The organism is Mycobacterium sp. OAE908 (assembly GCF_017872775.1).
Classification (GTDB): Bacteria; Actinomycetota; Actinomycetes; order Mycobacteriales; family Mycobacteriaceae; genus Mycobacterium.
In genome coordinates this window covers 285,710-310,339 of record NZ_JAGGJL010000002.1, presented here as the reverse complement: position 1 = coordinate 310,339, position 24,630 = coordinate 285,710, and the positions used below count along the sequence as shown (strand labels likewise).

The following is a 24,630-nucleotide window of genomic DNA, read 5'->3' as shown; positions in this document are numbered from 1 at the left end:
TTCTGCAAACTGCTCTGCTAATGAGAATGGCGTTATTCATTTTTGAGTATTGCCGCGACGATACCGCATCCCCAGCCGGGGTCAGACGATGCGTTTCCTGCGGAAATGCTATTTGCGCGCTGTGCGAACGCTCAGCGCAATTTGTCTTTCATGACCTTGCCCGTGGCGTTCAACGGTAGCTCGTCGGTGAACTCGACGAACCGAGGAACCTTAAATCCGGCCATCCGGTCGCGACTCCAAGCAATCAGCTCATCGCCACTGACGGTGGGCGTTGCATCCTTTGCGCCAGCCTTCAACACCACGAACGCCTTCCCCACCTGCCCCATCCGCTCGTCGGGGACTCCGATCACAGCCGCCTGGGCGACAGCGGGATGCTCGAGCAGGAAGCCTTCGATTTCGGCGGGGTATGCGTTGAAGCCGCCGACGATGAACATGTCCTTTTTCCGGCCGACGATCCGCAACCGGCCCGACTCGGTGAACCTGCCGAGGTCGCCGGTGTGCAGCCAGCCGTCGACGTCGATGGCTTCCGCCGTGGCGACGGGGTCGTCCAGATAACCCTGCATGACGCCGTAGCCACGCACGAGCACCTCGCCGTCGTCAGCGATGCGCACCTCGACGTCCTCGCAGGGCAGTCCGGCTGTCGTCGCAACGTCTTCGAACGAGTCGCCGGGTCGAGAGAGCGTGACGTTGCCCGCCTCGGTGAGGCCATAGCCCGTCATCAAGGTTTGGAACGGAAGTTCCTCGTGGATCCGGTGCACGAGTTCCACCGGGATGTCGGCCGCACCCGTTACGCCGGCCCGCAGCGTCGCGAGTCTGTCCTTGTCTTCGACTGCGAGCAGCGAGTGATACAGCGTCGGCGGACCGGGCAGCATCGTGATCCGTTCGGCCGCAATCAGTTCCACTACGCGGTCGACCTCGAAGGCAGCGACCGGAAGCATCGTCGCGCCTCGCAGGAACGACGCGATCAGGCCCGCCTTCAACCCGAAGGTGTGAAAGTAGGGGTTGATCATCAGGTAGCGGTCGCCCTCACGCAAGTCAGCGAGAGTGGCCCATTCCTCGTACATCCGAAGTGTCTGGACGTGATTCATCTTGGCGCCCTTGGGCTTGCCGGTCGTGCCCGACGTGAAGATGATGTCGGAGATATCGGTGCCCGCGACGTCGCGGTGAAACGGTGTCCCGCTGGACAAGAAGTCGGACTTGAGGTCGATGACCGGCACGCCGGCGGGCGCACTGTAGTCGAGGCCGAGGAACCCCTTGCAGACCAGCACCGCCTTCGCGCCACTGCGGCCGATGATGTCGGCCGCCTCGTCGGGCTTGAAGCGCGTATTGACCGGGACGAGCACGCCGCCGGCCGTCAGCAATCCGAAGGCCGCGATGATCCATTCCGCGCAGTTGGGCGCCCACAGGGCGACCCGGTCCCCTTTTTCGACGCCGAGTTCTGCGAATGCGCCTGCGGCACAGCGGATCCGCGCGACCACTTCGGTGAACGTGAGGCGCAGCGGACCGTCGACGACCGCTTCCGCGTCGCCGAACCGGTCCGCTGAGCTCAACACCATCTCGGGGATGGTTTGCCAACGCCGGGTCACGTCGTGACGAGACGCCCCAGGTTGCCGCCCATGATCTTCGCCTGGTCCTCCAGGGACAGGTGCTCGAGCGCGGTCACGTAATGCGTCGGTTCGGCCAGGCCCTCGGGATGCGGCCAGTCGGAGCCGTACAACACCTGGTCCACGCCGATCAGGTTGATCAGATCGTCGATGCCCTCTTCGTAGAACGGGCTGACGTAGATGCGATTCTTGATCTCCTCGATCGGGTTGCCGAGGAACGCCTCAGGCGCCTTCTTCCACACCTCGGCCATCGAGTCCAGCAGCGGGAACATCCACTTCGAACCCGCCTCCACGATGCCGACCTTCAGCTTCGGGTGCCGGAACAGCGCGCCGTGAATCACCCAGGAGGCCACCGCATCCTGGATCGGGCGCCACTCGTTGAGGATCGACATGGCGTTGGTCTGGAACGGCAGCATCTCCTGCGCGGCGCCGTCCCACTCGGAGGTGTACCGCGAATAACCGCTGTCGGACGAGTGCATGCCGACAAAGACGTCATGGTGGACAACCCGCTCCCAGAACGGATCGAACTCGGGCAGCGCGAACGACCTCGGCCCGCGGAAGCCGGGCACCGGCGCCGGGCGGATGAGGATCGCGCGAGCGCCACGCTTGACGCACCACTCCAGTTCCTCGATCGCCTTCTCCACGATCGGCAGCGTGATCACCGGCGTGGTGAAGATGCGGTTCTGGTAGTTGAAGCCCCACACCTCGTCGAGCCACTGGTTGAGCGCGTGGATGAGGACGTGAATGGCGACCGGGTCGTCGGAGAGACGCTCCTCGATCAGGCTGGCGAGCGTCGGGAACATCAGCGAGCGGTCGATGCCAAGCTCGTTCATCTTCTCGAGTCGCGGCTCGGGCTCGAAGAACGCGGGAATGGCTCTCATCGGCTCACCGAACAGCTCGCGCTTGCTCTTGCCGTCGGGGTTGCCGAACTTGAAGTACTCCTCCCACGCGCCCGGCTTGGCGACCACGGAGAAGGTGGGATTGGGGATGTAGTTGCTGATCACTCCGCGCAGCGCGATCTTCGTGCGGCCGTTGACCTCGACGTACTGGACGACGTCCTTGTACTCCTTGGGCAGGTACTTGGTCATCGCCTCTGGCGGCTCGTACAGGTGGTTGTCCGCGTCGAACAGCGGAAACGGTATGTCGACCCTATGCGACAGCTGGCCCATGGAAGACTCCTTATCTCGTCACGAGAATCTTATTCTCACTTTCGACAAGTCGCAATATCCCGCCTTACCAGGAACTTCTGCACCTTGCCGCTGGCCGTGCGCGGGAAGTCGTCGGCTTGGTGCAGTTCCTCAGGCCACTTCTGCGTTGCGACGCCTGCCTGCTTGAAATGCTCGCGGACCTCCTCGAGAGTCGGCATCGAGTGGCCCGTCTTGACGCGCAACACCGCGGCCGTCCGCTCCCCGAGTCGCGCGTCGGGCACCGCGACCACCACCGCCTCCACGACGCTGGGCATGGCGAGCAGCACCTCCTCGACCTCCAGCGCGCTGATGTTCTCGCCGCCGCGGATGATCACGTCGGCCTTGCGGTCGGTGATGGTCAGATAGCCGTCGTCGTCGAGGACACCGACATCGCCGGTGGAATACCAGCCGTCTTCGTCGAACGCCTTCGCGGTCAATTCGGGATCGGTGTAGCCCAGGCACAGGTCGGGGCCACGGCTGAAGATCTCGCCGTCGGGACCGAGCCGGATCTCGACGCCGGGACGCGGATTGCCGTCGGTGTAGAGCCGCTTGTCCTCCGGCGCGGTCGGTTTTGACCCGGTGATCGACGGGTGCTCGCTGCTGCCATAGGAGCGGAAGACGAACATGCCCAGGTCGGTCAGCCGGCGCGTGACGGCCGCGGGCACGGTCGATCCGCCGAGACCGACGGTGGTGAAGTGCTTGAGGTGTTCGGGCGTGCAGTCCGGATGATCCAGCAGGCTGGTGACGAAGTACGGCGGCCCACCACCGATCGAAAGCCCTTCGCGCTCAATGAGTTTGAGCACCATGCCGGGGTCCCACACGTCACACAAGTCGATGGGCGCACCCTCCAGCACCGGAATGAGGAACGCCCCGAGCATGCCGATGAAATGCCCGACCGGGGTTGCGGTGAGCTGTCGACCGCGATCCTTCGGATAGTTCTCCAGCAGTTGACGGGTCTCGAAGCCCAGCGTCTGATGGCTGTGCACAACACCTTTCGGGTTGCTCGTCGTGCCCGAGGTGAACGCGATCAATGCCGGGCCGGCGGGGTCGGTGGCGAGTGTGCCCTGCAACGGTTCGGCGGCGAGCAGTTCCTCGTAGTTCTGTCCGACCAGCCCGACGATCGGGATGTCCTCGCAGAGGTCGGGCTGAAACTTCATGCGGCCGAACTCTTCTGCGGTGATGAACACGCGCGGCTTGGCGGCTCCGATAATGTGGGTGAGTTCCTTGCGACCGTAGAAGTGCACGATCGGGACGGTTACGGCGCCGAGGAACGTGGACGCCCAGAACGCGGCCGCGGCCTCCTTCCAATTCGGCAGTTGCAGCGCGATCACATCTGCCGGCCCGACGCCGCGGGCGTGCAGCCCCGCAGCAAGCCTGCGCGCCTCGAGCTCGACGTCGCGGAACGTGCCGGCGAATGGTCGGACGGCCGAATGCACGACGAAGCCGGTATCGGGGTTGGCGCGCAGACCTCGGGCGACCAGATCGCCGAGGGTCTCGTCCGTCCACCACCCTTCTTCCTGGTAGCGCTTGGTCAGCTCAACAGGGATTTTTCGCATGACGCTCAGCCGCACCTCCAGTCCCGCTGCGATGCTATTCTCCGATAGAGAGAATGCCAATACCGCAGACGGAGAATGCTCGATGGTCGACCTCGAATTCGACGACGGTTTGGCGGTCATCACCATCGACCGGCCGCATGCCCGCAACGCCATCTCGCTGGAGACGATGGATCAGCTGGAGAAAGCGCTCGACGGCGCCGATGGCGCGCGGGCGCTGGTGCTCACCGGCGCAGGCGATCGGGCATTCGTCTCGGGTGGAGACCTCAAGGAGCTCAGCGCGCTGCGCACCGAGCAGGAAGCGTCGTCGATGGCCTTCCGGATGCGCGCGATCTGCGATCGGATCGCCGCGTTCGCAACGCCGACCATCGCTGCGCTCAACGGCCACGCGCTTGGCGGTGGCGCCGAGTTCGCGGTGGCGGCCGACATCCGGATCGCCGCCGATGACATCAAGATCGGCTTCAACCAGGTGACGCTGGAGATCATGCCTGCGTGGGGCGGCGCCGAACGACTGGTCACGCTGATCGGTTACAGCAAGGCATTGCTGCTGGCTGGCGCTGGCACTGTGCTCGATGCCGCCGAGGCCGAGCGAATCGGCTTGGTGGACAAGGTGTTTCCGCGGGAGTCGTTCGACGCCGGATGGCGGGGTCTGGCCAAGGCCATGGCCGGCAGACCTGCTGGTGAGATCAAGCGCGTGATGAAGGGCGCCACCACGACGGAAGCCGTCACCGCGTTCGCGCGGCTGTGGGTGGCCGACGAACACTGGGCCGCCGCGGACAAGGTGATGAAGCGCAGCAAGTGAGCGGTTTGTGTGCGTTTTGTTGCGCACAGCGCTCCCCAACGCACACAAGTCGCTAGGTACCCATCTCGCGGATCGCGTCGGTGCCGTCCCAGTTCGCCGCGGTGTCGCGGATGAACTTCGCGCTTGCCGCCTGGGCTTCGGTGAGCTCGGAGATCTCTACGACGGTAGCTGGGCTGTTCGGCGGCTCGACATAGGCAAATCGCACGCCAAGTTCCTCGCCGCCCGCCCACACGACCGGCCAGCCGGCGTCGGCTACCGCGGTCATGGTGGCGTCGAAATCCTCTGCCCAATAAGCCAACTGGTGAAAGCCGGGGCCGTTGGCGGCAAGGAATTCGGTGAAAATGCTTGGCGTGTCGTCGTGCTGGTAGATCAGCTCGATCTGCATTTCCCCGCTGTTGGACAACGCCAATGAGATCGTCGTCTCGCAGGGTTCACCGCGATAGCGCACGCCCATCGGCAGCCGTCGGATGACCAGCCAGGGACCGACGCCCAACTCGACCCAGCTCGCCAGCGCCTCGTCGAGGTCGGTGACGACGTATCCGATCTGGCGGATCGGGCCGGGGAGGATGCTCATGATGCCGTGCGTGGCGCTACGGCCCGCATGTCAGGTGTTCGTCCGAGACGCGAAATCGAGAGAGGCGATGCTCATCATCTCGACCAGTGAGCGCCGATCGATGGTCCAGATCGCTGCCGAGGCCGCGCGGTTGTTCTCACCGACTACATGAACCGGGCCGTCGCCGATGTTCTCGATGATCTCTCGCGCAACGTCTTCGGACAGCATGTGCGCGGCCGGGTCGTACTCGATGCCCAGGCGCTGGAAGGCAGGGGTGTATGTCATGCCCAGCGGGGTGCAGCACACGTCGACACCGTGGGGTCGTAGCTCGGCCCACAGTCCTTCGGCGAAGTTGTGCTGGAACGCCTTGACCGCCGAGTACACCGCGAGCGTCGCGGAGCCGGCCAGGCAGGCCAGCGATGCGACGAAGACGATGCCGCCGCGGCCGCGGTCACGCATCGCGCTACCGAAGTGATGCGCCAAGGCAATGGGTCCGATGCAGTCGAGCTTGATCTGCTTGAGCGAGTAGTCGACGTCGGTCTCCAGGAAGGTCGTCGTCCGGTCGGATGCGCCGGCGTTGTAGATCAGCAGGCCGACTTCGAGTCCTTCGGTCGCATCGGCCACCTTGGCTCCGACATCGGGATCGGTGAGATCTTGGACGACGACTCGCGTCTGCACCCCGTGCGCGGCGCGCGCCTGGGCGGCGACCTCGTCGAGAAGCGTTGCGTTGCGCGCGATCAGGACGAGATTCAGCCCGCGCGCGCCCAATTGGTCGGCCAGGCTGGCACCGATCCCTTCGGAAGCACCTGCGATGACGGCCCACTGGCCGTACTTATCCGTGAAGTCGGTCATGACCGTGCACCCGACGCCGCCCCCGCGTGCACCCGCGCGATGTTCGTCGTGCGACGGGAGATCCGCCAACCGTCGGACGTCCGGACGAACTCGTCGTCGTAATGCCCAAGGGCCTCAACCCAACTGGCGCCGTCATCCGGGATCGCCTGAAGTACCGCATGCACATACGACCGTGCCGTCGCTCGGTCACCGTCGACGGTGATGGCGAAATTGGTCAGCCGGTGATAGGTCGGCCCCATTGCGTCATGGAGTTGTTCCATCAACCCGGTGATCGCATCGGCGCCCTTGTATTGGCCGACTTCGCCGTAGTCGACATCGACGTCCTCGGTCCAACAGGTGCGCAACTGTGCCCAATCTTTGAAATCTATTCCGGTGGCGTAACGGATCAGCACCTCGGCGATCTGCTCTTTATCGGCGTCCACACGGCGAGGCTATTTCATAACCTTCGCCGACGTCGCCGACTCCACACCACCGCCTTGGTCGGCGGTACAGTCGGCCCGAGCGCCACCCTGTTCTCTCTGGACGAGAATGGCATTTCCGGTTATCGTCAACGGCGTGTCACCACAGCAGATAGCACTCGCGCCGGAGATCTCTACCTGGCCCGACGAGAACCCACAGCTCATTGGAAGCACCTGCGGCCAATGCGGGGCCACCACCTTTCCCATCCAACAGTGGTGCCCCAAATGCAGCGCAGGTGAGATGTCCGACGTGTTGCTGCCGCGGCGCGGCACCCTCGTTGCCTGGACCACGCAGGGCTTTCCGCCTGGCGCTCCGTACAAGGGGCCGACCGGCAAGGACTTCGTTCCGTTCGGTGTCGGATTGGTGCAGCTCGGCATGCAAGATGACGCCGTCATCCGCGTCGAGGGCCGGCTAACCGAGAACGATCCGGCAAAGCTGCAGTTCGGCCAGGAGGTCGAGCTGACCATGCTGCCGTTCACCACCGACGAGGAAGGCAACGAGATCATCACGTTCGCCTTCCAGCCCGTCTGACTTGAGAGGACACTTCGAACAATGAACGACGTCGCGATCATCGGCGTGGGCCTGCACCCATTCGGACGCTTCGACAAAACGGCCATGGAGATGGGCGCCGACGCGATCCACGCGGCACTCGCCGACGCGGGCGTGGCGTGGAAGGACATCCAATTCGGCTTCGGCGGCAGCCATGAGGTCTCCAACCCCGACGCGGTCACCCGCCTCGTCGGCCTGACCGGCATCACGTTTACCAACGTGTTCAACGCCTGCGCCACGGCGGCATCCGCGATCCAGCAGACCGCGGACACCATCCGGCTCGGCAAGTACGACATCGGCATCGCGATCGGGCTGGACAAGCATCCGCGCGGCGCGTTCACCGACGATCCGGCCAAGCTGGCGCTGCCGCAGTGGTACGCCGAAAACGGTCAGTTCGTCACCACCAAGTTTTTCGGGATGAAGGCCAATCACTACCTCCACAAGCACGGCATCTCGCAGGCGACGCTGGCGAAGGTGGCGGCCAAGAACTTCCGCAACGGCGAGAAGAACCCGAATGCGTTCCGGCGCAAGCCGATTTCTGAGGAGGAGATCCTCAATTCGCCTGTGCTGAACTACCCGCTGACGCAGTACATGTTCTGCGCACCCGACGAAGGCGCGGCGGCGGTGATCATGTGCCGCGGCGACATCGCGCACAGGTTCACCGACAAGCCGGTCTACGTGCGCGCCACCGAGATCCGGACGCGGACGTTCGGCGCCTACGAGGTGCACGCGACGTCGGCGCCGCTGGACGAGGACCCGTCCCCAACGGTGTTCGCGGCCAAGGCCGCCTACGAGGCCGCCGGCATCGGACCCGAGGACGTCGACGTCGCCCAGTTGCAGGACACCGACGCAGGCGCCGAGGTCATCCACATGGCCGAGACCGGCCTGTGCGCCGACGGCGAACAGGACAAGTTGCTCGCCGACGGCGCCACCGAGATTTACGGCTCGATGCCGATCAATACCGACGGCGGGCTGATCGCCAACGGCGAGCCGATCGGCGCCTCGGGCCTGCGGCAGGTGCACGAACTCGTGCGCCAACTGCGCGGCGAGGCGGGCGATCGGCAGGTGCCCGGCGAGCCGCGGGTCGGCCTCGCGCAGGTGTACGGCGCTCCTGGCACGGCGTCGGCGACGATCCTGAGCCGCTGAGCACAAGATCTCTGATTCGGAACCGGGTGCGAAAACAACGTTCTAAGATCTCGGAAATGATGTTTCCGCCTGCGCCCCGATGGATCAGGCCGCTGCTCGGCGCCCTGTCGGCAACGGCGCTGGCGGCCGCCAGCCTCGTCGCGGGGACCGCGTCGGCGGGCGCAGACGACGATCCGCCCCCTCCGCCGCTGCACAACGTGCACTACACGATTTGGGCCGAGCAGCCCTTCAACGTCAACATCTATTACCGCGACACCGACCCGCCGAACTGGGCGGACTACAGCCACAACCCGTATCAGTTCAGCCCGAAGGTGGAGGCCGACGTCGGGCCGAATCAGCAGTGGAATCTCGACGTCGGACTGGTCAACCCCGACGAGTGGGCCATGGTGGTTGCGGGCACCGGCGGGGAGTCGGCGAAAAGCCCCAACATCCATTGCGCGCTAGCCGTCGACGGCGTCGTCGTGAAGACCAATCAAGGGCCGAAGGGCGCGCTCTGCTCACTGCGCAACTGGTGATCGTCGGTCGGTAGCGGGTCACCCTCGAGTCGGCGAAGCCAGTCCTCACAGAACTTGAACGTCTCCGCGTGCCCGGTCGACATGCCGAGCGCGCGTTCCATGACGATGCCCTGTGACACGCTCGTCGCGAACACCGTCCAGACGACCGGAGGAACTTCTGACGTGGCGACGCCGTACCGTTCGAGCGCGGCGGCGATGGCCTTGTTCTGCTCCTCGCGGAAACGTTCGGCGTAATAGACGATTTCGGCCCGCAACGCCTTGCGGTGGTTGGCCAGGCCCATGAACTCCATCGTGAGCCGGGTGGCCTCCGGCATCGTGCTGAACCGCCACAACGCCCACAGCGGCTGAGGCGCCTGAAGCGCGGTCTTCAGCACACCGAGCCCCTCTTCGGCCCTGCGACGGAAAACCTCTAGGAACAGGTCCTCCATGGTGCGGAAGTAGTAGTGCACGAGCTGGGGCTTGAGGCCGGCCCGCTCGGCGAGCCGGCGTGAGGTGACAGCGGCGTAGCCCTCCTCGAGAAGGAGTTGTTCGGCAGCGTCGAGCAGCACGCCGCGATTCTTCGCGTCCGGCGCTCCGATTCTTCGCGCCGATGCCATGCGATTCCTCCCATACCTGCTGCCCAAGAGGTCAACACGCCGATGTTAGACGCCGCAGCGCCGTGGCACCTTGACCGTGACTCTACCTGCATGCTAAGCAGGTGCTCAGCATTATTGGGATTCGGAAGGAACCGCATCAGATGACCACGGACTACGACGCCGTCGACTACTTCACGGATCCGTCGCTGGTGCCCGACCCTCATCCGTACTACGACCACGTCCGGGCAAAAGACCCGGTGTGCTGCCCGATCACCAACGGCGTCCTTGCTGTCACGGGCTGGGAAGCCGCCAACGCCGTCTACAAGGACACCGAAAGCTACTCGTCCTGCGTCGCGGTCATGGGTCCGTTCACGCCGATCCCGTTCACGCCCGAGGGCGACGACATCTGCGCGCAACTCGAGGAACACCGCACCGAGATCCCCATGTTCGAGCACATGGTCACGATGGATCCACCGCAGCACACCGACGCGCGGTCGATACTGTCGCGACTGCTCACCCCCAAGCGCCTCAAGGAGAACGAGGACTTCATGTGGCGGCTTGCCGATCGCCACATCGACGAGTTCATCGCCGACGGCCGCTGCGAGTTCCTCGCCGCATACGCAAAGCCCTTCTCGCTCTTGGTCGTTGCCGATCTACTCGGCGTCCCCGAATCCGACCACGAGGACTTCCGGCAGTCCTTCGGCGCCGGTCAGCCTGGAACGAACATCGGTTCCCTGGACCACGAGGTCATCGCGCAGAACCCGCTGGCGTGGGCCGACGAGAAGTTCTCCCAATACATCGAGGAGCGCCGCGAGTCACCCCGCGACGATGTGCTGACGTCGATCGCGACCGCGAAGTATCCCGACGGCTCCACCCCCGAGGTGGTCGACGTGGTCAGGACCGCGACGTTCCTGTTCGCCGCCGGGCAGGAGACCACCGCGAAGTTGCTCGGCGCCGCGCTTCGGGTGCTCGGCGACCGGCCCGACATTCAACGGCAACTGCGCGCGGACCGCAGCCTCATTCCGGTGTTCGTCGAGGAATGCCTGCGCATGGACAGCCCGGTGAAGAGCGTGTTCCGGATGGCCCGCAAGTCGACGACGCTCGGCGAGACCCCGGTGCCGGCAGGCACCACGGTGATGGTCAGCCCGGGCGCGGCCAACCGCGACCCGAAGCGGTTCGACAATCCACACGAGTTCTCGCTCGACCGCAAGAACGTCCGCGAGCACATCGCGTTCAGCCGCGGCATCCATTCATGTCCCGGTGCGCCATTGGCGCGCGTCGAGGGTCGCGTCTCGATCGAGCGCCTACTCGACCGGCTGGCGGACATCAGGATCAGCGAGGAGAAGCACGGTCCGATCGACGCGCGCAATTACCTCTACGAGCCGACGTTCATCCTGCGTGGACTGACCGAACTGAACATCGAGTTCACGCCCGCCGGATAGGCTGGCCCCGGCGGGGTCGACCGATCTCCAAGGGGGCCACATGCGCACGGTCATCGCGATACCGACCATCGCCTGCGGATTGGTCACGGCGGCAATATCTCTGGCGGGCCCGTCAGCGGCCGCCTGCGATTCAGCCGACTGCGTGCCCAACGTCGCACGCAACGTGGCGGCGGGGGCGCCATGCACTCCGAGTCCGTCGTTTGTCTTCGGCCTCGACGCGAATCACGGCACCCTCATCTGCACCCCGCAGGCGGTGTGGGTGCCGGTCGGACGCTTGGTCGGTGAGCGTGACGTGACAATGCCGTGCCAAACGCCCGGTGACACGGCACAACAACCGTTGGCGGGCAACGACTTACAGCTGATGCGGACCCGCGGGGTCCCGCTGAAGTGCGCGCGGATCAATTCGAGACTGCAGTGGGTGAACTTCTTCTAGGTGTCCCCGCGCACCCAACGGCTGGCGCCCTCGGCGGCCACGCACGTCAAGAACAGCCCGTCGGGGGCCTGCGCCATCTCGCCGTCCATCGCGGGACACGGGTCGTTCTCGTTCTTCACGCCGTGCATTTCGGTCGCGCGGAACCACCGCGGCTCGTATCGCCTGGGCGACCCGCAGAACACCAGCCGTCCCCACGACGTCACGCCGAACGCGTAGTAGGTGGGGTTGTCGCAATAGGAGCCCAGCACGACGTTGGGCATGATGCCCGGGGTGCAGCTGGGGTAATCGCAGTCGGTCGGATCTGCCGATGCCGACGGCGCAACGGCGAGCGTCGCGGAGAAAGTGAGCGCAGCAAGGACTGCGACGGCGGATCGCACCCGTGCATTTTGGCATAAGCGGGAACGAAATTCTCGCTTTTGGAGAGGATTGCTATCAGCCGAGATAGGCTCGGCGCTATGCGTGGAGTCCGTAGCGCGGCCGTCGTGTCGGCGACTGTGGCCCTGGTCAGCAGTCTAGGTTTAGCAGCATCAGCGCACGCCTCTAATTACGGGGTTGAACTGTCTGGCAGTTATCGAATGATCATGAACGGCGATTGGGCCAAGACGAACGAGGTCTTCATCGACGAGCAGACCCAAATTCAGACCTGGACACTGAGTTCGGAATGCACCAGTCCGATCAACTGCACGGGCACGGTCACCAGCGACCAAGGCTGGACGGCGCAGATGACCAACACCGGGAATTACTGGGTCGTTGTGCGCGAGATCCCGAACTGGGAGCCGTGTCCCGACGGCACCGCCGTTTCAGGTACGCAACGGTTCTGGATGTGGGGCTGGGATCCCATCCAAAGCCAGCTCGACCCGAAATTCCGCGATCTTCTCGCAGGCCGCGTCAGGACACAGGCTGCGAGCGGCAATTGCGGCATCAACAAGCCGCTCGTCATCGAGGTGCCGATTCGGCTGGAGAAGCTCTCCTAGCCGCTCTGCCATCAGATCGGCAGAAGGTCCTGCCACGATTTGGGTTCGGCGCCGCCCGCCGCATTGGTCACCCGCTGCAGTTGCCCGTCGGGCGCCACGTAGAGGCCGGTGCGGGGGTCGTAGTGCGCGACCGCGACTGACGGTCCGCCAGAACCGTTTTCGTTGAACGCACTCGGGGCGGCAGGAACTGCGCCGCTGTCCGGCGCAGGCCCCGGTGGGGGACCCTGCGGCGCCGGCGGGTTGTCGGCGGGCGGTATCGGCTCACCGTTGAGCGAATTTCCCGCCGGTGGCGGTGGTGGCGGCGGGGCGGCCGGCGGCGGCGTCAGCGCTGCCAACGGATTCGGCGGCCCGGGCGGCGTGCCCGGGGGGGTCCCTGCGGGAGCCGCGCCCGGCGGCAGCGGGGTGCCTTCTGTCGGCGCGAAGATCCGGTCGTTGAAGTCGACACGGTCATCGACCGGAATGCCCTGCGCGACCAGGTTGGGGTCAAACGGATACGGACCGAGATAGTGCTGCCGCATCTGTATCGGCTGAAAACCCTTGGGGTCGTTGCAGAGTTCGACTGTCGGGGCACGCTTGCCGGGGTGACCCATGCAGGGAAGGTTGCGCGCGCCGCGCACACCGATCGGAGAATCCTGAGGCAGCTTGCAATACAACCCGTCGGGCGTATCGATCACGCTGGTGTCGGCCGGCGAGCGCCATTGCGACGGCGGGAGGAAGCCGACCGTGCACGGCGGCGGATCGCCGATGGTGAACGCGAAGTCGCTTATCGGCAGACCATATGGGTTGTTCTTCATGATGCCGAACGACTGCTGCAGCGCGACTGTGCCGGGAAGCAACACCAGGAGTTGCTCCAGCGACGGGTTGTAGGTGACGAAGATCTGGCCCAGCGTGGTGAGATTGGCCAACAGGATCGGCAGCGTGGGCTTGATCTGGTTCAGCAGTCCCGAGACCTCGTTCGCGAAACCCGGTCCGTTCTGCAGGATCGACCGCAGATCGGGATCGTCCTGCGCTACCTCCTTGGAAATCCCGGCCAGGCTGTGCGCCCACGTCCTGATCGCGTCGGTGGTCTTCGCTTGTGAATCCAGAAGCGGCGCACTGTCTTCGATCAACCCGCGCGACTGATCGGAGACGTCGTTGAGGTACTTGGTAATGCTCGTCGACGAGTCGACCAGCGATTGGAAATCCTCACCCGCACCGTTGAACGCCTTGAACGTCTCGTCGAGCAGGTTGGCAATCCTGTCCTTCGGGATGCTCTTCAACAGTTCGTTGACCTGATCCAGCATGGGTCCGACTTGTTGTGGAATCGTCGTGTCCTTGGCCGGAATCACGGAGCCGTCCTTGAGATACGGACCAGAGTCGGTGCGCGGCCGCAAATCCACGTATTGCTCACCGACCGCCGAAACGCTGCGCACTTCGGCGTGCAGATCCGCGGGAATCTTCGGCGACGTCGCGAGCCGCAACGTCGCCTTGGCGCCCGTGTCGGTCAGCTCTACCCCGGTCACCTCACCGATCTGCACACCGCGGTAAGTCACGTTGCTGAACCGGTAGAGACCGCCGGTTGCAGGCAATTCCAGCGTCACCGTCAGGCGGCCAACGCCGAACAGCGACGGCAATTGCATGTACGTGAACACCATCACCCCGACACCGATCAGGGATGCGATGGTGAAGATGATCAACTGGTTTCGGACGAAGCGCGTCAGCATCAGCCGCCACCTCCAGGTGCGGGCGCAGGAGCAGGTACAGACGGGGCGTCAGCACCATATGGCCCCGCGAAGATCTGCGACGTCGTAATCGCAGGCGCGGCTGCGGCATTGGGCATTGTGGGCGGCGGAGCCACCGGCAACAAGGGCTCGGTCACCGGGGGCATCGGCCCACTCGGCGCCGCCTGCGGCGGGGGCAGCGCCTCGGCCGGCGGGGGCGCGACACCGAGCGACAGCGGGTTGTACGAGTAGTTGAGGTACCAGGGGTCGCCAGGAGCCGGAATCAGTTTGGCGTCTTCGTCGCCCCACCGCGTGCCGAGCAACAGGGTCCGCTTCAACCGCGGGTAGCTGATGTCGAAGACGGCGTACAAGTTGATGTAGTCGCCCTTGGTGATTCGATCGGCGAAGGCCGGGCCATAGGGGAACGCGAGAGCGAAGTTCAGTGCCTGGGTGATCTCGGGACCGATGTCGGCGAGCGCCTTGAGCGCCGGTTCAAGGTCCTTGAGATTGGTCACCAGATCCTGGCCTGCGTCATTGACCAGCGTGGACGTGGTATCGCTGAACTGACCGAGCTTCTCGAGCGCGGTCGTGAACTTGGGCCGTTCCCTGTTCAACACGTCCAGCGCCGGCGGAATGTCCTTGAGCGCACGGTCGATCACGTCGCGCTGGCCCGCGAACTTGCCGGCAACCCGATTCAGTTGCTGGATGGACGCGACGATGTTGTCACGCTGCTCATCGAGCACTCCGACGAAATTGTCGAGCCGGGTGAGCAGCTCACGGACCTCGGGGCCGCGACCGTTCAACGCGACGCTGAAGTTGTGGATGACGTCACCGATCTGCCCGAGCCCACCCGCGTTCACCACCGCCGACAGCGACGACAGCGTCTGTTCGGTGGTCGGGAACGTCGACGACTGATTCAGAGCCAGTGTGGCGCCGGGTTGCAGTCGGCCGCTTGGCTTTTCGCCCAACGGCGGGTCGAGCGCCAGGTGCATGGACCCCAGCAGGCTGGTCTGCCCAACCGTCGCCACACTATTGGCGGGCACCACCACGTCGGGCTTGACCGAGATCTCTACGTCGGCGTGCCAACCCTCGACCGTCATCTTGCCGACGCTGCCGACGACGACGTCGTTGATCATCACCGGCGAATTCGACTCCAGCGTCGCGACATTCGGCACCTCGACGTGATAGGTGACGGCGTCTGGTCCTCTACCCACGGCGCCGGGCAGCGGCAGTGAGTTCAATCCTTGGAACGAGCAGCCGGTCAGTGTCATGGCAACGCATGAGCCGACGAGAGCCAGTCTCTTCAGACGGTTCATGACGGTGCCCCCGCTTCCGCAGGCAGTGGTGGACCGGGTGGCGACGCCGGCGCTGCCGGTGCCTCGGTCTGCGGCAGCAGCATGCCGTCGACGGTCGGCGCTGTGCCTGTATTCACGATGGGGGGTCCGGGAATTGGCGCACCGGGGAACAACGCGGGTGATGGAATGGCAGGCACTTCGTCGTGGCCGTACATCCCCTGCCCCGGCGGCTGCGGAGCTCCCCAGCCGAGTGGCCCGGGCACATCGCCCATCCCGGTGTAGGCGGACACTGTAGGCGGTGGCTCTGGCGCATCGCCGGGTCCTGCGCCTCCTGGCGCCAGCTTCGGATCGGTGTAGAGGATCTTCCCCGGGCTGGGCACGGGCCGCAGGTACGCGTTGATCGGCAGCGGCAGATTGTTGAAGTTGAGCAGACGCAGCGCGGGACCCAGGTATTGCGCACAGAGTTTTGCGGTCTCCGGTGCGGTGGTGTTCTCGATACCGCCGATCAATCCGCAGACAAACCACACCGGATTCGAGAAGTTGACCAACGAGAACGCTCCGGTCACACCGCCGGACGCCGGGTAGTAGATGTTTTCGTAGTTGGCGATCGCGGTCGGCGAGACGTGGAGGACGTTCTCCAGAGCCAAATGTTGATCGACAAGAGTCTGCGTCACGGCGCCCAGACTTCTGATCTGCTCGGCTGTCTGGTTGCGGCTGCCCGCCACGAACCGTTGTACGTCGACGATCGCCTTGGACAGGTCGGTCAGCGCCATGTCAAGGTCCGACCTGCTGTCATTGACTACACTGCTCAGGCTGGCCAGCCGATCCTGAAACAGCACGATCTGCTCGTGGCTGTCGCGCAGCGCGGTCACGAACGTCTGCAGGTTCTTGATGATGTCGACGATGCTGCCGCTACCCTCGGCGAAAATTCTTGCTGCGCCCGATAATTGGGCGATTGTCTGGCGAAGCTTCGCACCATTGCCGTCCAAGGCATTCGCGGCGCTGTCGATGAACCGGGAAACGGAGGTACCCGACACTCCACTCTTGGGGCCCAATTCCGTTGCCAGGCGGGTCAACTGCGTTTTGACCTCGTCCCACTCGACTGGAACTGCGGTCCGGTCACTGGGAATTACTGCGCCGTCACGCATCTTCGGCCCGGCGCCATTCCGGTAGGCAGGAGTGAGCTGCACGTACCGTGCCGCCACGAGGTTCTGGGCGACGACGACGGCCTTGGCGTCGGCCGGGATCGGCACATCTCGGTCGACTTTGAGGGTCATCTTCGTCTGCGTGCCCTCAGGGACGATCGAATCGATTTTGCCGACCTTCACGCCCGAAATGCGCACATCGTCGCCCGGATAGATAGATGTTGCGGTCGGGAAATACGCGGTGATCGTCGTTGGCGCGAAGAAAATGTGACGCACCAGGAAGACCGCGCCCGCGATCAGCGCGAAGGCCAAAGCGATCGCGGCAACGGTGACAAGTCCTCGTCTGTTCATCGCGGCGGAAGGTCTCCTGGTTGCGGGATGCCGTTGACCGGGAACGGCAACTCGGCCCGTGGTCCTGCGTTGTCCGGCGGCTGGCCGGCGTCAACGCCTCGCCTGAACCCGAAGGCGTAGTCAAGGAACGGCTGGAGAAGCTGTGCAGGCTGGATGTTGGGCACGAGGGCGTTGTAATAGGCGCCGTTTGCCACGATCTCGCTTTGAGTCAGTTCGTATTTGGCCAACCCAGGAAGTGCCTTGGCGATGTTGTCGCGGTTGCGTTCCAGCATCTCGTTGACGCGGTTCATTCTCTCCAGAGCCGGCGCCAACTGCTTCTCGTTGTCTTGGACCAATCCGCGTAGTTGACTCGACACCGCAAAGGTGTTGGTGAGTAGGCTCGCGATCGCCTGCCTGCGCTCGTTGAGCACCGCGACCAGATCGTTGGCGTTGAGGATCAACGAGTTCACCTGCTGGCTACGCTCGGACAAAATCCCCGTCACGTCGCCTGCGGTCTTGATCAGTTCGGACAGGCTCTGATTCCGGTTGTTCAGCGACTGCGACAGTCGACTCAGGCCGTCGAACGTCGGGCCGAGTTCAGGCGCGATCTGGTCGAGCGTGGTCGACAGTGTGTCCAACGACTGGTTGAGCGTGTCGGTATCGGTGGCGGCAGTATTGGAGGTGAGGTCGCTGACGGCATCGGTCAGCGAGTAGGGGGACGACGTCCGCGTCGTCGGAATCACATTGTTCGGATCGAGCAATCCGTCGCCCGCCGACTCGAGCGCGAGCACGCGCTCGCCGAGCAAAGTGCCGGTACGGATGTGGGCCGTGGTTTCCGACCCGAGGGCATACTTTCCTTGGATGGTGAATCCGACGAGCGCATCCCCGTTCTGCAGCGAAACACTGGACACCGTACCGACTTTGATTCCTGAAACGGTGACGTCGTTGCCAGTGGCGAGGCCGCCGGCCTCCGAGAAGAGAGCCTGATACCTGATCGCCGTCGCCCATTGAAGCAGGCGTTCGGGCTGCAACCCGACGGCGATCACGAGGATGATCAGCACGACTCCGATGAAGCCGGCCCTGATGAGCTGTGAACCGCGATATCTCTGCATTAGCTGGTCTCCGCACACCTTCCCGTTTCTTGCTTGATCCACGGGAATTGAACGGTTCGGCCCTGAAGATCGCTGGCGCGGAACGCGATTCCGCAGATGTAGTACGGGAAGAACGCGCCGTAGGAGCCCACGCGCGCGAGCTTGCGATAGATATTCGGCAACCGCCCGATGCTGTCGTTGAGACGGTCCTTGTCGTTATCCAGGTTGGTCGCAAGGCTGTTCAGCTTGTCTACCGTGCCCGCCAGTGGCGGCCGCGCCTGGCTCAGTAGATCGGCAACATTTGCAGTCCCAGCGTCAAGTTGTTCGATCGCCGTGCCGATGGGGTCGCGGTCATCGGATAGACCCTGGATCAGCTGCTCCAACTTGTCGATCGCGCCCGAGAAGTCGTCGCCGTCCTTCGACAGAGTGGCCAGCGTCGTCTTGAGGTCCTCGATCAACTGCTCGATCACCTGGTTGTTGTCTGCCAATGAGTTCGTGAACGACGAGGCCTTCGAGAACAGCGAGTCAAGCGTCCCGCCCTGGCCCTGCAAAATTTGAATGAGCGACGCCGACAACGCGTTGACGTCGTTGGGATTCAGGCCCTGGATAACCGGCTTCAGTCCGCCGAGCAGTAGGTCAAGGTCCAGGGCCGGCGCCGTGCGGCTTTCGGGAATCTCCGATCCGGGAGGCAGCAGCATCGTCGAGCCAGGCGTGTCGACGAGTTCGAGGTAGCGATCCCCGACCAGGTTCAGATAGCGGATCGCGACCTTGGTTCCGGTCGTCAGCCGGATGCTGCGGTCGGCGTCGAATTTCACCAGAACTGTTCGATCAGGACGCAGTGACACTGCTTGCACAGTGCCGACCCGAAGGCCTGCTACCCGCACGGTATCTCCGGTTTCCAGCCGGGACGCATCGGCGAAGACTGCCGAATATCCGTTTGTCGGGCCGGTTCTCACCTGTCCGAAGATGACGAACAGGAATACGGTCAGCACGGCCATCACGACACCGAAGATCGTGAACTTGATGAGAGTGCCTGTGGCGCGCGTTTTCATCCCGGTTGCCCGATCTGTCCGACGTTGCGGGGCGGCCCATCGATGGGTCCGAACAACCACTGCTTGAGTCCATCAGAGTTCAGCAGGATGCCCTGATTGCCGTATTTCACCGGGTTGGTGCCACTGTCGGTGATCAGCAGCGGCGGCCGGAACTCAGGGGGCAGCTCGGGCAGCCCGAGCTCCTTGCAATACGGACCACCCTTGGCTGCCACCTTCGGCAGGTCCTGCGGGTAGCGATACCGTTCGACGCCGAGGGTCAAGCCGGCGGTCACCAGCACGTTCGAAAACTGTGGTACCGACTTCGCGAAGGGAACGAGTCCTCCGAGGCCGCACCACAGCGCCTCGTGATAGCGCTGCAGAAGATCAGTGGTCGGCACGAACAAGTGCAACACATCAGTCAATGCCTGGCGGTTGCTTCCGATCACGTCGTTTCCGGCATCGGCGAGACCGATCGAGCTCAACAAGAAGGCGTCGAGATTCTGCTGCTCGTCGACGATGCTGCGGCTGATCGTGGTCGAGCTGTCGATCGTTGAGATCAGGTCGGGCGCTGCGTCGGCGTACGCATTGAACACCGGCGCGGCCGTCTCGATGTCATGGCTCAATGTCGGCAGGACCGGGTCGATCTTGGCCAGGAACGCGTTGAAGTCCGACAGCGACTGGCCGATCTTTTCTCCGCGGCCGTTGAACGCCTTGGCAATTGCGCCGAGGGTCTGATTGAGCTTGGTCGGGTCGATCTTGTCGAGCACCTGTACCAGTTGTTGAAAAACGGTGTTGACCTCGACCATCACGTGCTGGCTCTGAATCACCTGGCCCGGGCGCAGCTTCTGCGCCGATGGATCAGGCGGTGGAACGAGATTGACGAACTTGGCACCGAAGACCGTCGATGATTCGATGTCCACATTCACGTTGGATGGAATCAGGTGCAGTTGGTTCGGATCCATCGCCAAGCGGATGGCCGCCGTGCCATCGGCCTTCGACTCGATCGACTCCACGTGGCCGACCTGTACGCCGCGCATCTTGACCTTGGCGTCGTTGTTCATCACCAGGCCGGCGCGATCCGAGATCACGGTGACCGGTTCGGTCGGCGTCCAACTGCCCCGGAACAGGGAGACGGCGAGCACCACAATCGCGGCGATCGCCACGACGGTGCCCAAACCGGCAAGCGGGCGGACATAGCCGCTCGTGCCGAAGTGACGACCGGGCCGCCCAGCCACCGGCGTTGCCGCACTGGTGGTTTCGGACCGATGCGCCGGTCCGGGCCCGATGTTCCTCGTCACCTTCTCCCCTATCCCGACAAGTTGAAGTTGCCGTTGGCACCGTAGATGGACAGGGACACGAGCAGGGTCACCGACACGACGACGACCAGCGAGGTGCGCACCGCGTTGCCGACGGCAACGCCAACGCCGGACGGGCCACCGGAGGCGAAGTAGCCAAAGTAGGTGTGTATCAACAGGATCGTGATCGCCATCAGCACTGCTTGCAGGAACGACCACAACAGGTCGATCGGGTTGAGGAAGGTGTTGAAGTAGTGGTCATACAGCCCACCGGACTGGCCGAATAGCACCACGGTGGTGAACTGGGAGGCGACGAAGCTCAGGATCACCGCGATCGAATACAGCGGGGTGATCGCGATCATTCCGGCGACAATCCGTGTGCTGACAAGGTATTCGACCGGCCGGATCGCCATCGACTCGAGCGCGTCGATCTCCTCGTTGATCCGCATCGCACCCAACTGTGCGGTCACACCGGCGCCGAACGTTGCGGCCAACCCGATGCCGGCCACCACGGGTGCGGAGATGCGCACATTGATGAACGCGGCTAAGAAGCCCGTCAGCGCTTCGATGCCGATGTTGCCCAGCGAGCTGTAACCCTGAACCGCGAGCGTGCCGCCCGCGGCCAGTGTCAGGAAACCGACGATCACCACGGTGCCACCGATCATCGCCAATGTGCCCGCGCCCATGGAAATCTCGGCGATCAGCCGGATGATCTCCCGGCGGAAGTGGATGGCCGCATGCGGCACGCCACCAAGCGCCCGGATGTAGAACAGCATGTGGTCGCCGATGCGACCCAACAAGTCGGTGGGCCTGCGGAACTGCCGCGTCAGCCGCGGATACGTCTGCCGCAGGATCGTCATCGTGCCCATCAGATGTCCCCGGTCACTTCGTTGTCATCCGGATGCCGATGGCGGTGACCACCACATTGATCACGAACAGTGCCATGAACGCATACACCACCGTCTCGTTGACGGCATTGCCGACGGCTTTCGCACCGCCGCCGGAGATGGTCAGCCCCCGGTAGCACGCCACCAGGCCGGCGATCAGGCCGAACAGCATCGCCTTCACACAAGAGATGATGACCTCGGGGACGCCGGTCAACAGCGTGATGCCCGCGGCGAACGCACCAGGGTTCACGTCTTGGATGAACACCGAAAACATATAGCCGCCGAGGATTCCGATGATCACCACCAGGCTGTTGAGCAAGAGCGCCACCAGACCCGAAGCCAACATGCGCGGCGTCACCAGGCGCTGCACCGGATCGATCCCGAGCACTTCCATCGCGTCGATCTCTTCGCGGATCGTGCGCGAACCCAAGTCCGCACAGATCGCCGTCGAACCGGCACCCGCCACGATCAGCACCGTCACGATCGGTCCGACCTGGGTCACCGCACCGAACGCCGCACCCGCACCGGACAAGTCGGCCGCACCCAACTCACGAAGCAGGATGTTGAGCGTGAAGCTGATCAGAACAGTGAACGGGATCGCCACCAGGAGCGTGGGCGCCAACGCCACCCGGGCAATGAACCAGCACTGCTCCAAGAACTCCCGCCACTGAAACGGCCGCCGAAAGATGCACCGCACCGCATCGGCCGACATCGCGAACAGTCCACCGACGGCCTGCATCGGCCCCGACAGGTTCTTGATCGCAGGCAGTCCGGCGGACCACCGTTCCGGCCCGCTACCCCGCGCCATTGGCCGATCCTTCCAGGATGGTGACGGCCGACACCGCGGTCGGTCCGCCGATGTTGTGCGCCAATGCAACTCGTGCGCCATCCACCTGGTTGGCCGCCTCTCCTCGGAGTTGCGCGAAAAGCTCCACGCACTGTGCGACGCCAGTAGCCCCTGGGGGATGACCCTTGGCCTTCAGCCCCCCGCTGGGGTTGACCGGCAGCGCACCGCCGACACTTGTCACCTCAGCCTCGACAAGCTTGTAGCCCCCGAACCGCTCGGCAAAGCCCAGATCTTCATAGCTGATCAGCTCAATTCCCGTGAAGAAATCGTGAACTTCGGCAACGTCGACGTCAGCGGGTGTCATGCCCGCCATCGCAAACGCCTGCTTGGCGGCGCGTGTGGTGGCCGGGAACGTCGTCATATCCGGCTTGTGCTGGTGCATCACCGAGTCGAGTCCGAGACCGACGCCGCGGATCCATACCGGGCGATCGGTGAAGCGATCGACCACCTCCTCGGCGGCCAGCACGAGCGCGGCGGCGCCGTCACTTTGCGGTGCGCAGTCGTAGAGGCCGAACGGGGTGACGATGGTGGGCGCCTCGAGCGCCTGCTTCATCGTGATCTCAAAGCGCAACCGGGCCTTCGGGTTGTTCACACCGTGACGGTGGTTCTTGACCGCGACCATGGCCAAGTGCTCCCGGGTCGCGGGTGACTCATGCATGTAACGGCGGACATGCAGCGCGAACCCGGCCGGCGAGACCAACCCGAGCGGATAGTCCCACGCCATGTCGCGGGCCATGGCCTCCCACTTCCACAGCATGTCCTTGGACGTGGTGTCGCGCAGTTTGTCCGCACCCATCACCATGGCGACGTCGAAAGCTCCCGACGCCACGCCGAACAGCGCGTTGCGTACTGCGTCATTGCCTGTGGCACAAGAGTTTTCGACGCGCGTAACCGGTAGGTCGGGAAGCCCGAGCGAATCGGCGAGGATACCAGAAGGGAAGCCGTCGGCCGTTCCCATCGCGCCGAACCAGGCAGCCTGCACGTCGGACTTCGCCAAACCCTTGTCGACGCTTTTCGCGCAGTCGGCGAACGCCATCGGCAACAGGTCCTTGATGCCGAGCGCGAAATGCTCGCCGAACGCAGTCATTCCGGCCCCGACGATCGCCACGCGCCTCATGTGCCGACCTCGCTGGCTCGGCCGGCGCATTCCGTGCTGATGATTCGCTTGCAAGCTGCGCTCATGCCGCCACCCGCTCCGGCTCGAACATGTAGCCGTAATCCGGCACGCCGGAACGCACTGCGACGCGGCGCAGCGCCAGTCGTCCACGCGCGCCGATGTCGACGGTGCCCGGCTCAGCGCCGGTCACCTTCACCAAGGCACGAACATCGACACCGTCGAGTTCGACGATCACCAGCGAGTACGGCGTGCGCAACCCCGGCACCGGCATGTGCACGGTGGTTTCGGTGTAGACCGTCCCGGTGCGCGGCAGCGGGATCAACTCATAGTCGGACGCCAGCGCACCGTCCTCGGCCAGCCGGTAGCGTGGCGGGAAATCCAACTCGTCAGAAGCGGCGAATCGGCCCGCCTCCCAACGAGTCTTGGCCTCGAAGGCACGCTCATATGCGGCCAGTGAGATCGGTATGTCCGCGCCCTCGACGTATGTTCCTGCCGGAGCAGGCCGCGCCGGCGGTTCGCGCCGGTGCAGCTCGGCCACGCCACCGCTGACCGTCATACCGGACAAGCTGGCCTGTTCGACGGCCACCAGCGGGCCGGTCGTGCCCGCGTCAGCCATCCCCGCCAGCGCGAACAGGCCGGCGCTGGCGCCCGTCGTCGGCAGGGGCGGCGGATCACCGACGCACAACTCCACGGCGCGGTCGTGCTCGACGCCTGCCACCGCGGCCGGGGTGTCGAGCCACGCGGCGGCCAGCGATGCAACCAAACCCCGCTCGTGCAGCAGCCGGGGATCGCCGTAGTCGTGCACATCGCCGGTGGCATTGCGGGTGCGCACCGGAAGGCTGCGCGCGACGCGCGCCGCGGTGCGCACCTGCAGCCCGCGCTCGGCGGTCAGGATCGCCGCGGCGCCCGCTGGGTCCAGGTCGGCGCCGATGATCAGGGTTCGCGGCCTCGCCGAACTGACCGCGTCGAGAGTCGCGGGTGCGCCGCCGAGGCGTTCGTCGACCTCGAGTTCGGGGTCAAGCCCCAAACCGGCCAGCAGCACCGCGGCGTTGCTGCTTTCCAGCAACGGCATGTCACGGCTGACCAGAACCACCCGCTCGACGGCGCCGCTGGCAATCAACGCGGCCCGGCCGGCCTCCACCGCAAGCGTGATCGCGTCCTCGTCGTCGCCAGCCACCCGGTGCCGGGGCGCGCCCCAACACGGCAGGTAGGTGCCGATCGACGCGACGTAGGGCATTGAGATCTCTC

25 protein-coding genes are annotated in these 24,630 nt (G+C 64.5%); 7 read left to right on the top strand and 18 right to left on the bottom strand.

What is annotated here, in order from left to right; genetic code table 11:
* Nucleotides 1–131: 131 nt before the first annotated feature.
* The 3 genes from J3E61_RS26680 to J3E61_RS26670 are packed head-to-tail and all read right to left on the bottom strand — an operon-like array spanning nucleotide 132 to nucleotide 4,347.
* Nucleotides 132–1,586 carry a FadD3 family acyl-CoA ligase gene (locus J3E61_RS26680; RefSeq protein WP_210085921.1) on the bottom strand — a complete coding sequence of 485 codons (1,455 nt, stop codon included), beginning with the start codon at nucleotides 1,584–1,586 and terminating at the stop codon, nucleotides 132–134.
* Nucleotides 1,583–2,773 carry an amidohydrolase family protein gene (locus tag J3E61_RS26675; RefSeq protein WP_192723538.1) on the bottom strand — a complete coding sequence of 397 codons (1,191 nt, stop codon included), beginning with the start codon at nucleotides 2,771–2,773 and terminating at the stop codon, nucleotides 1,583–1,585. The genes J3E61_RS26680 and J3E61_RS26675 overlap by 4 nt, the downstream gene beginning before the upstream one ends.
* Before the next feature lie 35 nt (nucleotides 2,774–2,808).
* Nucleotides 2,809–4,347 carry an AMP-binding protein gene (locus J3E61_RS26670; RefSeq protein WP_210085920.1) on the bottom strand — a complete coding sequence of 513 codons (1,539 nt, stop codon included), beginning with the start codon at nucleotides 4,345–4,347 and terminating at the stop codon, nucleotides 2,809–2,811.
* A gap of 82 nt (nucleotides 4,348–4,429) precedes the next feature.
* Here J3E61_RS26670 and J3E61_RS26665 point away from each other — a divergent pair, with 82 nt between their 5' ends.
* Complete coding sequence (locus J3E61_RS26665) at nucleotides 4,430–5,146, top strand: enoyl-CoA hydratase/isomerase family protein (RefSeq protein ID WP_192723540.1); 717 nt, start codon at nucleotides 4,430–4,432, stop codon at nucleotides 5,144–5,146.
* Nucleotides 5,147–5,198: 52 nt separating this feature from the next.
* Here J3E61_RS26665 and J3E61_RS26660 read toward each other — a convergent pair whose 3' ends face one another.
* Genes J3E61_RS26660 through J3E61_RS26650 form a run of 3 tightly spaced genes read right to left on the bottom strand, consistent with a single transcriptional unit; the run spans nucleotide 5,199 to nucleotide 6,973 of the window.
* On the bottom strand, nucleotides 5,199–5,720 hold the full coding sequence (locus J3E61_RS26660; RefSeq protein ID WP_210085919.1) for a VOC family protein: 522 nt from the start codon (nucleotides 5,718–5,720) through the stop codon (nucleotides 5,199–5,201).
* Nucleotides 5,721–5,750: 30 nt separating this feature from the next.
* Nucleotides 5,751–6,551 (bottom strand): SDR family NAD(P)-dependent oxidoreductase, encoded by an 801-nt coding sequence (locus tag J3E61_RS26655; RefSeq protein WP_192723542.1) that lies wholly within the window; start codon nucleotides 6,549–6,551, stop codon nucleotides 5,751–5,753.
* Nucleotides 6,548–6,973 (bottom strand): nuclear transport factor 2 family protein, encoded by a 426-nt coding sequence (locus J3E61_RS26650; protein ID WP_192723543.1) that lies wholly within the window; start codon nucleotides 6,971–6,973, stop codon nucleotides 6,548–6,550. Before J3E61_RS26650 ends, J3E61_RS26655 begins: the two co-directional genes overlap by 4 nt.
* A 106-nt stretch (nucleotides 6,974–7,079) precedes the next feature.
* Between J3E61_RS26650 and J3E61_RS26645 the strand changes: the two genes are divergently transcribed.
* From J3E61_RS26645 to J3E61_RS26635, 3 genes are read left to right on the top strand one after another with little or no spacing between them, the layout of a single operon-like run.
* Nucleotides 7,080–7,541, top strand: a complete 462-nt coding sequence (locus J3E61_RS26645; protein ID WP_192723544.1) for an OB-fold domain-containing protein — start codon at nucleotides 7,080–7,082, stop codon at nucleotides 7,539–7,541.
* Nucleotides 7,542–7,562: 21 nt separating this feature from the next.
* A complete protein-coding gene (locus J3E61_RS26640) occupies nucleotides 7,563–8,705 on the top strand; it encodes a thiolase family protein (RefSeq protein WP_210085918.1) in 1,143 nt (380 codons plus the stop codon).
* Between the two features lie 56 nt (nucleotides 8,706–8,761).
* Nucleotides 8,762–9,220: a hypothetical protein gene (locus J3E61_RS26635; protein ID WP_192723546.1), complete on the top strand. Its 459-nt coding sequence runs from the start codon at nucleotides 8,762–8,764 to the stop codon at nucleotides 9,218–9,220.
* Here the strand turns inward: J3E61_RS26635 and J3E61_RS26630 are convergent.
* Nucleotides 9,178–9,816: a TetR/AcrR family transcriptional regulator gene (locus J3E61_RS26630; protein WP_210085917.1), complete on the bottom strand. Its 639-nt coding sequence runs from the start codon at nucleotides 9,814–9,816 to the stop codon at nucleotides 9,178–9,180. The two genes, J3E61_RS26635 and J3E61_RS26630, sit on opposite strands and share 43 nt — an antisense overlap.
* Before the next feature lie 140 nt (nucleotides 9,817–9,956).
* Here J3E61_RS26630 and J3E61_RS26625 point away from each other — a divergent pair, with 140 nt between their 5' ends.
* Both J3E61_RS26625 and J3E61_RS26620 read left to right on the top strand, forming a co-directional pair.
* Nucleotides 9,957–11,237 (top strand): cytochrome P450, encoded by a 1,281-nt coding sequence (locus tag J3E61_RS26625; RefSeq protein WP_192723548.1) that lies wholly within the window; start codon nucleotides 9,957–9,959, stop codon nucleotides 11,235–11,237.
* Nucleotides 11,238–11,277: 40 nt separating this feature from the next.
* Entirely contained in the window at nucleotides 11,278–11,670 is a 393-nt protein-coding gene (locus J3E61_RS26620) for a hypothetical protein (RefSeq protein ID WP_192723549.1), read from the top strand.
* On the opposite strand, the gene J3E61_RS26615 is transcribed toward J3E61_RS26620, so the two are convergent.
* Nucleotides 11,667–12,047, bottom strand: coding sequence for a hypothetical protein (locus J3E61_RS26615; protein WP_192723550.1), 381 nt, complete (start codon nucleotides 12,045–12,047; stop codon nucleotides 11,667–11,669). The two genes, J3E61_RS26620 and J3E61_RS26615, sit on opposite strands and share 4 nt — an antisense overlap.
* Before the next feature lie 78 nt (nucleotides 12,048–12,125).
* Here J3E61_RS26615 and J3E61_RS26610 point away from each other — a divergent pair, with 78 nt between their 5' ends.
* On the top strand, nucleotides 12,126–12,644 hold the full coding sequence (locus J3E61_RS26610) for a hypothetical protein (RefSeq protein ID WP_192723551.1): 519 nt from the start codon (nucleotides 12,126–12,128) through the stop codon (nucleotides 12,642–12,644).
* A gap of 11 nt (nucleotides 12,645–12,655) precedes the next feature.
* Here J3E61_RS26610 and J3E61_RS26605 read toward each other — a convergent pair whose 3' ends face one another.
* The 10 genes from J3E61_RS26605 to J3E61_RS26560 form a co-directional block, all read right to left on the bottom strand.
* Nucleotides 12,656–14,347: an MCE family protein gene (locus J3E61_RS26605; RefSeq protein WP_210085916.1), complete on the bottom strand. Its 1,692-nt coding sequence runs from the start codon at nucleotides 14,345–14,347 to the stop codon at nucleotides 12,656–12,658.
* A complete protein-coding gene (locus J3E61_RS26600; protein ID WP_210085915.1) occupies nucleotides 14,347–15,660 on the bottom strand; it encodes an MCE family protein in 1,314 nt (437 codons plus the stop codon). The genes J3E61_RS26605 and J3E61_RS26600 overlap by 1 nt, the downstream gene beginning before the upstream one ends.
* Nucleotides 15,657–17,135, bottom strand: a complete 1,479-nt coding sequence (locus J3E61_RS26595; protein WP_192723554.1) for an MCE family protein — start codon at nucleotides 17,133–17,135, stop codon at nucleotides 15,657–15,659. Before J3E61_RS26595 ends, J3E61_RS26600 begins: the two co-directional genes overlap by 4 nt.
* Nucleotides 17,132–18,226: an MCE family protein gene (locus tag J3E61_RS26590; RefSeq protein ID WP_192723555.1), complete on the bottom strand. Its 1,095-nt coding sequence runs from the start codon at nucleotides 18,224–18,226 to the stop codon at nucleotides 17,132–17,134. The genes J3E61_RS26595 and J3E61_RS26590 overlap by 4 nt, the downstream gene beginning before the upstream one ends.
* A complete protein-coding gene (locus tag J3E61_RS26585) occupies nucleotides 18,226–19,257 on the bottom strand; it encodes an MCE family protein (RefSeq protein WP_210085914.1) in 1,032 nt (343 codons plus the stop codon). Before J3E61_RS26585 ends, J3E61_RS26590 begins: the two co-directional genes overlap by 1 nt.
* Nucleotides 19,254–20,534 carry an MCE family protein gene (locus J3E61_RS26580; protein WP_192723557.1) on the bottom strand — a complete coding sequence of 427 codons (1,281 nt, stop codon included), beginning with the start codon at nucleotides 20,532–20,534 and terminating at the stop codon, nucleotides 19,254–19,256. Before J3E61_RS26580 ends, J3E61_RS26585 begins: the two co-directional genes overlap by 4 nt.
* Before the next feature lie 8 nt (nucleotides 20,535–20,542).
* Nucleotides 20,543–21,400 (bottom strand): ABC transporter permease, encoded by an 858-nt coding sequence (locus J3E61_RS26575; RefSeq protein WP_192723558.1) that lies wholly within the window; start codon nucleotides 21,398–21,400, stop codon nucleotides 20,543–20,545.
* Nucleotides 21,401–21,413: 13 nt separating this feature from the next.
* Nucleotides 21,414–22,226, bottom strand: coding sequence for an ABC transporter permease (locus J3E61_RS26570; protein WP_192723559.1), 813 nt, complete (start codon nucleotides 22,224–22,226; stop codon nucleotides 21,414–21,416).
* The gene (locus J3E61_RS26565) at nucleotides 22,213–23,382 is read right to left on the bottom strand and encodes a thiolase family protein (RefSeq protein WP_210085913.1); all 1,170 of its coding nucleotides are present in this window, start codon (nucleotides 23,380–23,382) and stop codon (nucleotides 22,213–22,215) included. Before J3E61_RS26565 ends, J3E61_RS26570 begins: the two co-directional genes overlap by 14 nt.
* A 61-nt stretch (nucleotides 23,383–23,443) precedes the next feature.
* A complete protein-coding gene (locus J3E61_RS26560) occupies nucleotides 23,444–24,619 on the bottom strand; it encodes an OB-fold domain-containing protein (protein ID WP_192723561.1) in 1,176 nt (391 codons plus the stop codon).
* Between the last annotated feature and the right edge of the window lie 11 nt (nucleotides 24,620–24,630).

Excerpts from the sequence above, each read along its gene's own strand:
- J3E61_RS26665 (WP_192723540.1), top strand. The coding sequence starts at position 4,430 with ATGGTCGACCTCGAATTCGACGACGGTTTGGCGGTCATCACCATCGAC.
- J3E61_RS26595 (WP_192723554.1), bottom strand. The coding sequence starts at position 17,135 with ATGAACAGACGAGGACTTGTCACCGTTGCCGCGATCGCTTTGGCCTTC.
- J3E61_RS26565 (WP_210085913.1), bottom strand. The coding sequence starts at position 23,382 with ATGAGGCGCGTGGCGATCGTCGGGGCCGGAATGACTGCGTTCGGCGAG.
- J3E61_RS26570 (WP_192723559.1), bottom strand. The coding sequence starts at position 22,226 with ATGGCGCGGGGTAGCGGGCCGGAACGGTGGTCCGCCGGACTGCCTGCG.
- J3E61_RS26635 (WP_192723546.1), top strand. The coding sequence starts at position 8,762 with ATGATGTTTCCGCCTGCGCCCCGATGGATCAGGCCGCTGCTCGGCGCC.
- J3E61_RS26660 (WP_210085919.1), bottom strand. The coding sequence starts at position 5,720 with ATGAGCATCCTCCCCGGCCCGATCCGCCAGATCGGATACGTCGTCACC.
- J3E61_RS26675 (WP_192723538.1), bottom strand. The coding sequence starts at position 2,773 with ATGGGCCAGCTGTCGCATAGGGTCGACATACCGTTTCCGCTGTTCGAC.
- J3E61_RS26605 (WP_210085916.1), bottom strand. The coding sequence starts at position 14,347 with ATGCTGACGCGCTTCGTCCGAAACCAGTTGATCATCTTCACCATCGCA.
- J3E61_RS26630 (WP_210085917.1), bottom strand. The coding sequence starts at position 9,816 with ATGGCATCGGCGCGAAGAATCGGAGCGCCGGACGCGAAGAATCGCGGC.
- J3E61_RS26610 (WP_192723551.1), top strand. The coding sequence starts at position 12,126 with ATGCGTGGAGTCCGTAGCGCGGCCGTCGTGTCGGCGACTGTGGCCCTG.
- J3E61_RS26625 (WP_192723548.1), top strand. The coding sequence starts at position 9,957 with ATGACCACGGACTACGACGCCGTCGACTACTTCACGGATCCGTCGCTG.
- J3E61_RS26670 (WP_210085920.1), bottom strand. The coding sequence starts at position 4,347 with ATGCGAAAAATCCCTGTTGAGCTGACCAAGCGCTACCAGGAAGAAGGG.
- J3E61_RS26645 (WP_192723544.1), top strand. The coding sequence starts at position 7,080 with ATGGCATTTCCGGTTATCGTCAACGGCGTGTCACCACAGCAGATAGCA.
- J3E61_RS26560 (WP_192723561.1), bottom strand. The coding sequence starts at position 24,619 with ATGCCCTACGTCGCGTCGATCGGCACCTACCTGCCGTGTTGGGGCGCG.
- J3E61_RS26600 (WP_210085915.1), bottom strand. The coding sequence starts at position 15,660 with ATGAACCGTCTGAAGAGACTGGCTCTCGTCGGCTCATGCGTTGCCATG.
- J3E61_RS26640 (WP_210085918.1), top strand. The coding sequence starts at position 7,563 with ATGAACGACGTCGCGATCATCGGCGTGGGCCTGCACCCATTCGGACGC.
- J3E61_RS26585 (WP_210085914.1), bottom strand. The coding sequence starts at position 19,257 with ATGAAAACGCGCGCCACAGGCACTCTCATCAAGTTCACGATCTTCGGT.
- J3E61_RS26655 (WP_192723542.1), bottom strand. The coding sequence starts at position 6,551 with ATGACCGACTTCACGGATAAGTACGGCCAGTGGGCCGTCATCGCAGGT.
- J3E61_RS26620 (WP_192723549.1), top strand. The coding sequence starts at position 11,278 with ATGCGCACGGTCATCGCGATACCGACCATCGCCTGCGGATTGGTCACG.
- J3E61_RS26575 (WP_192723558.1), bottom strand. The coding sequence starts at position 21,400 with ATGGGCACGATGACGATCCTGCGGCAGACGTATCCGCGGCTGACGCGG.
- J3E61_RS26590 (WP_192723555.1), bottom strand. The coding sequence starts at position 18,226 with ATGCAGAGATATCGCGGTTCACAGCTCATCAGGGCCGGCTTCATCGGA.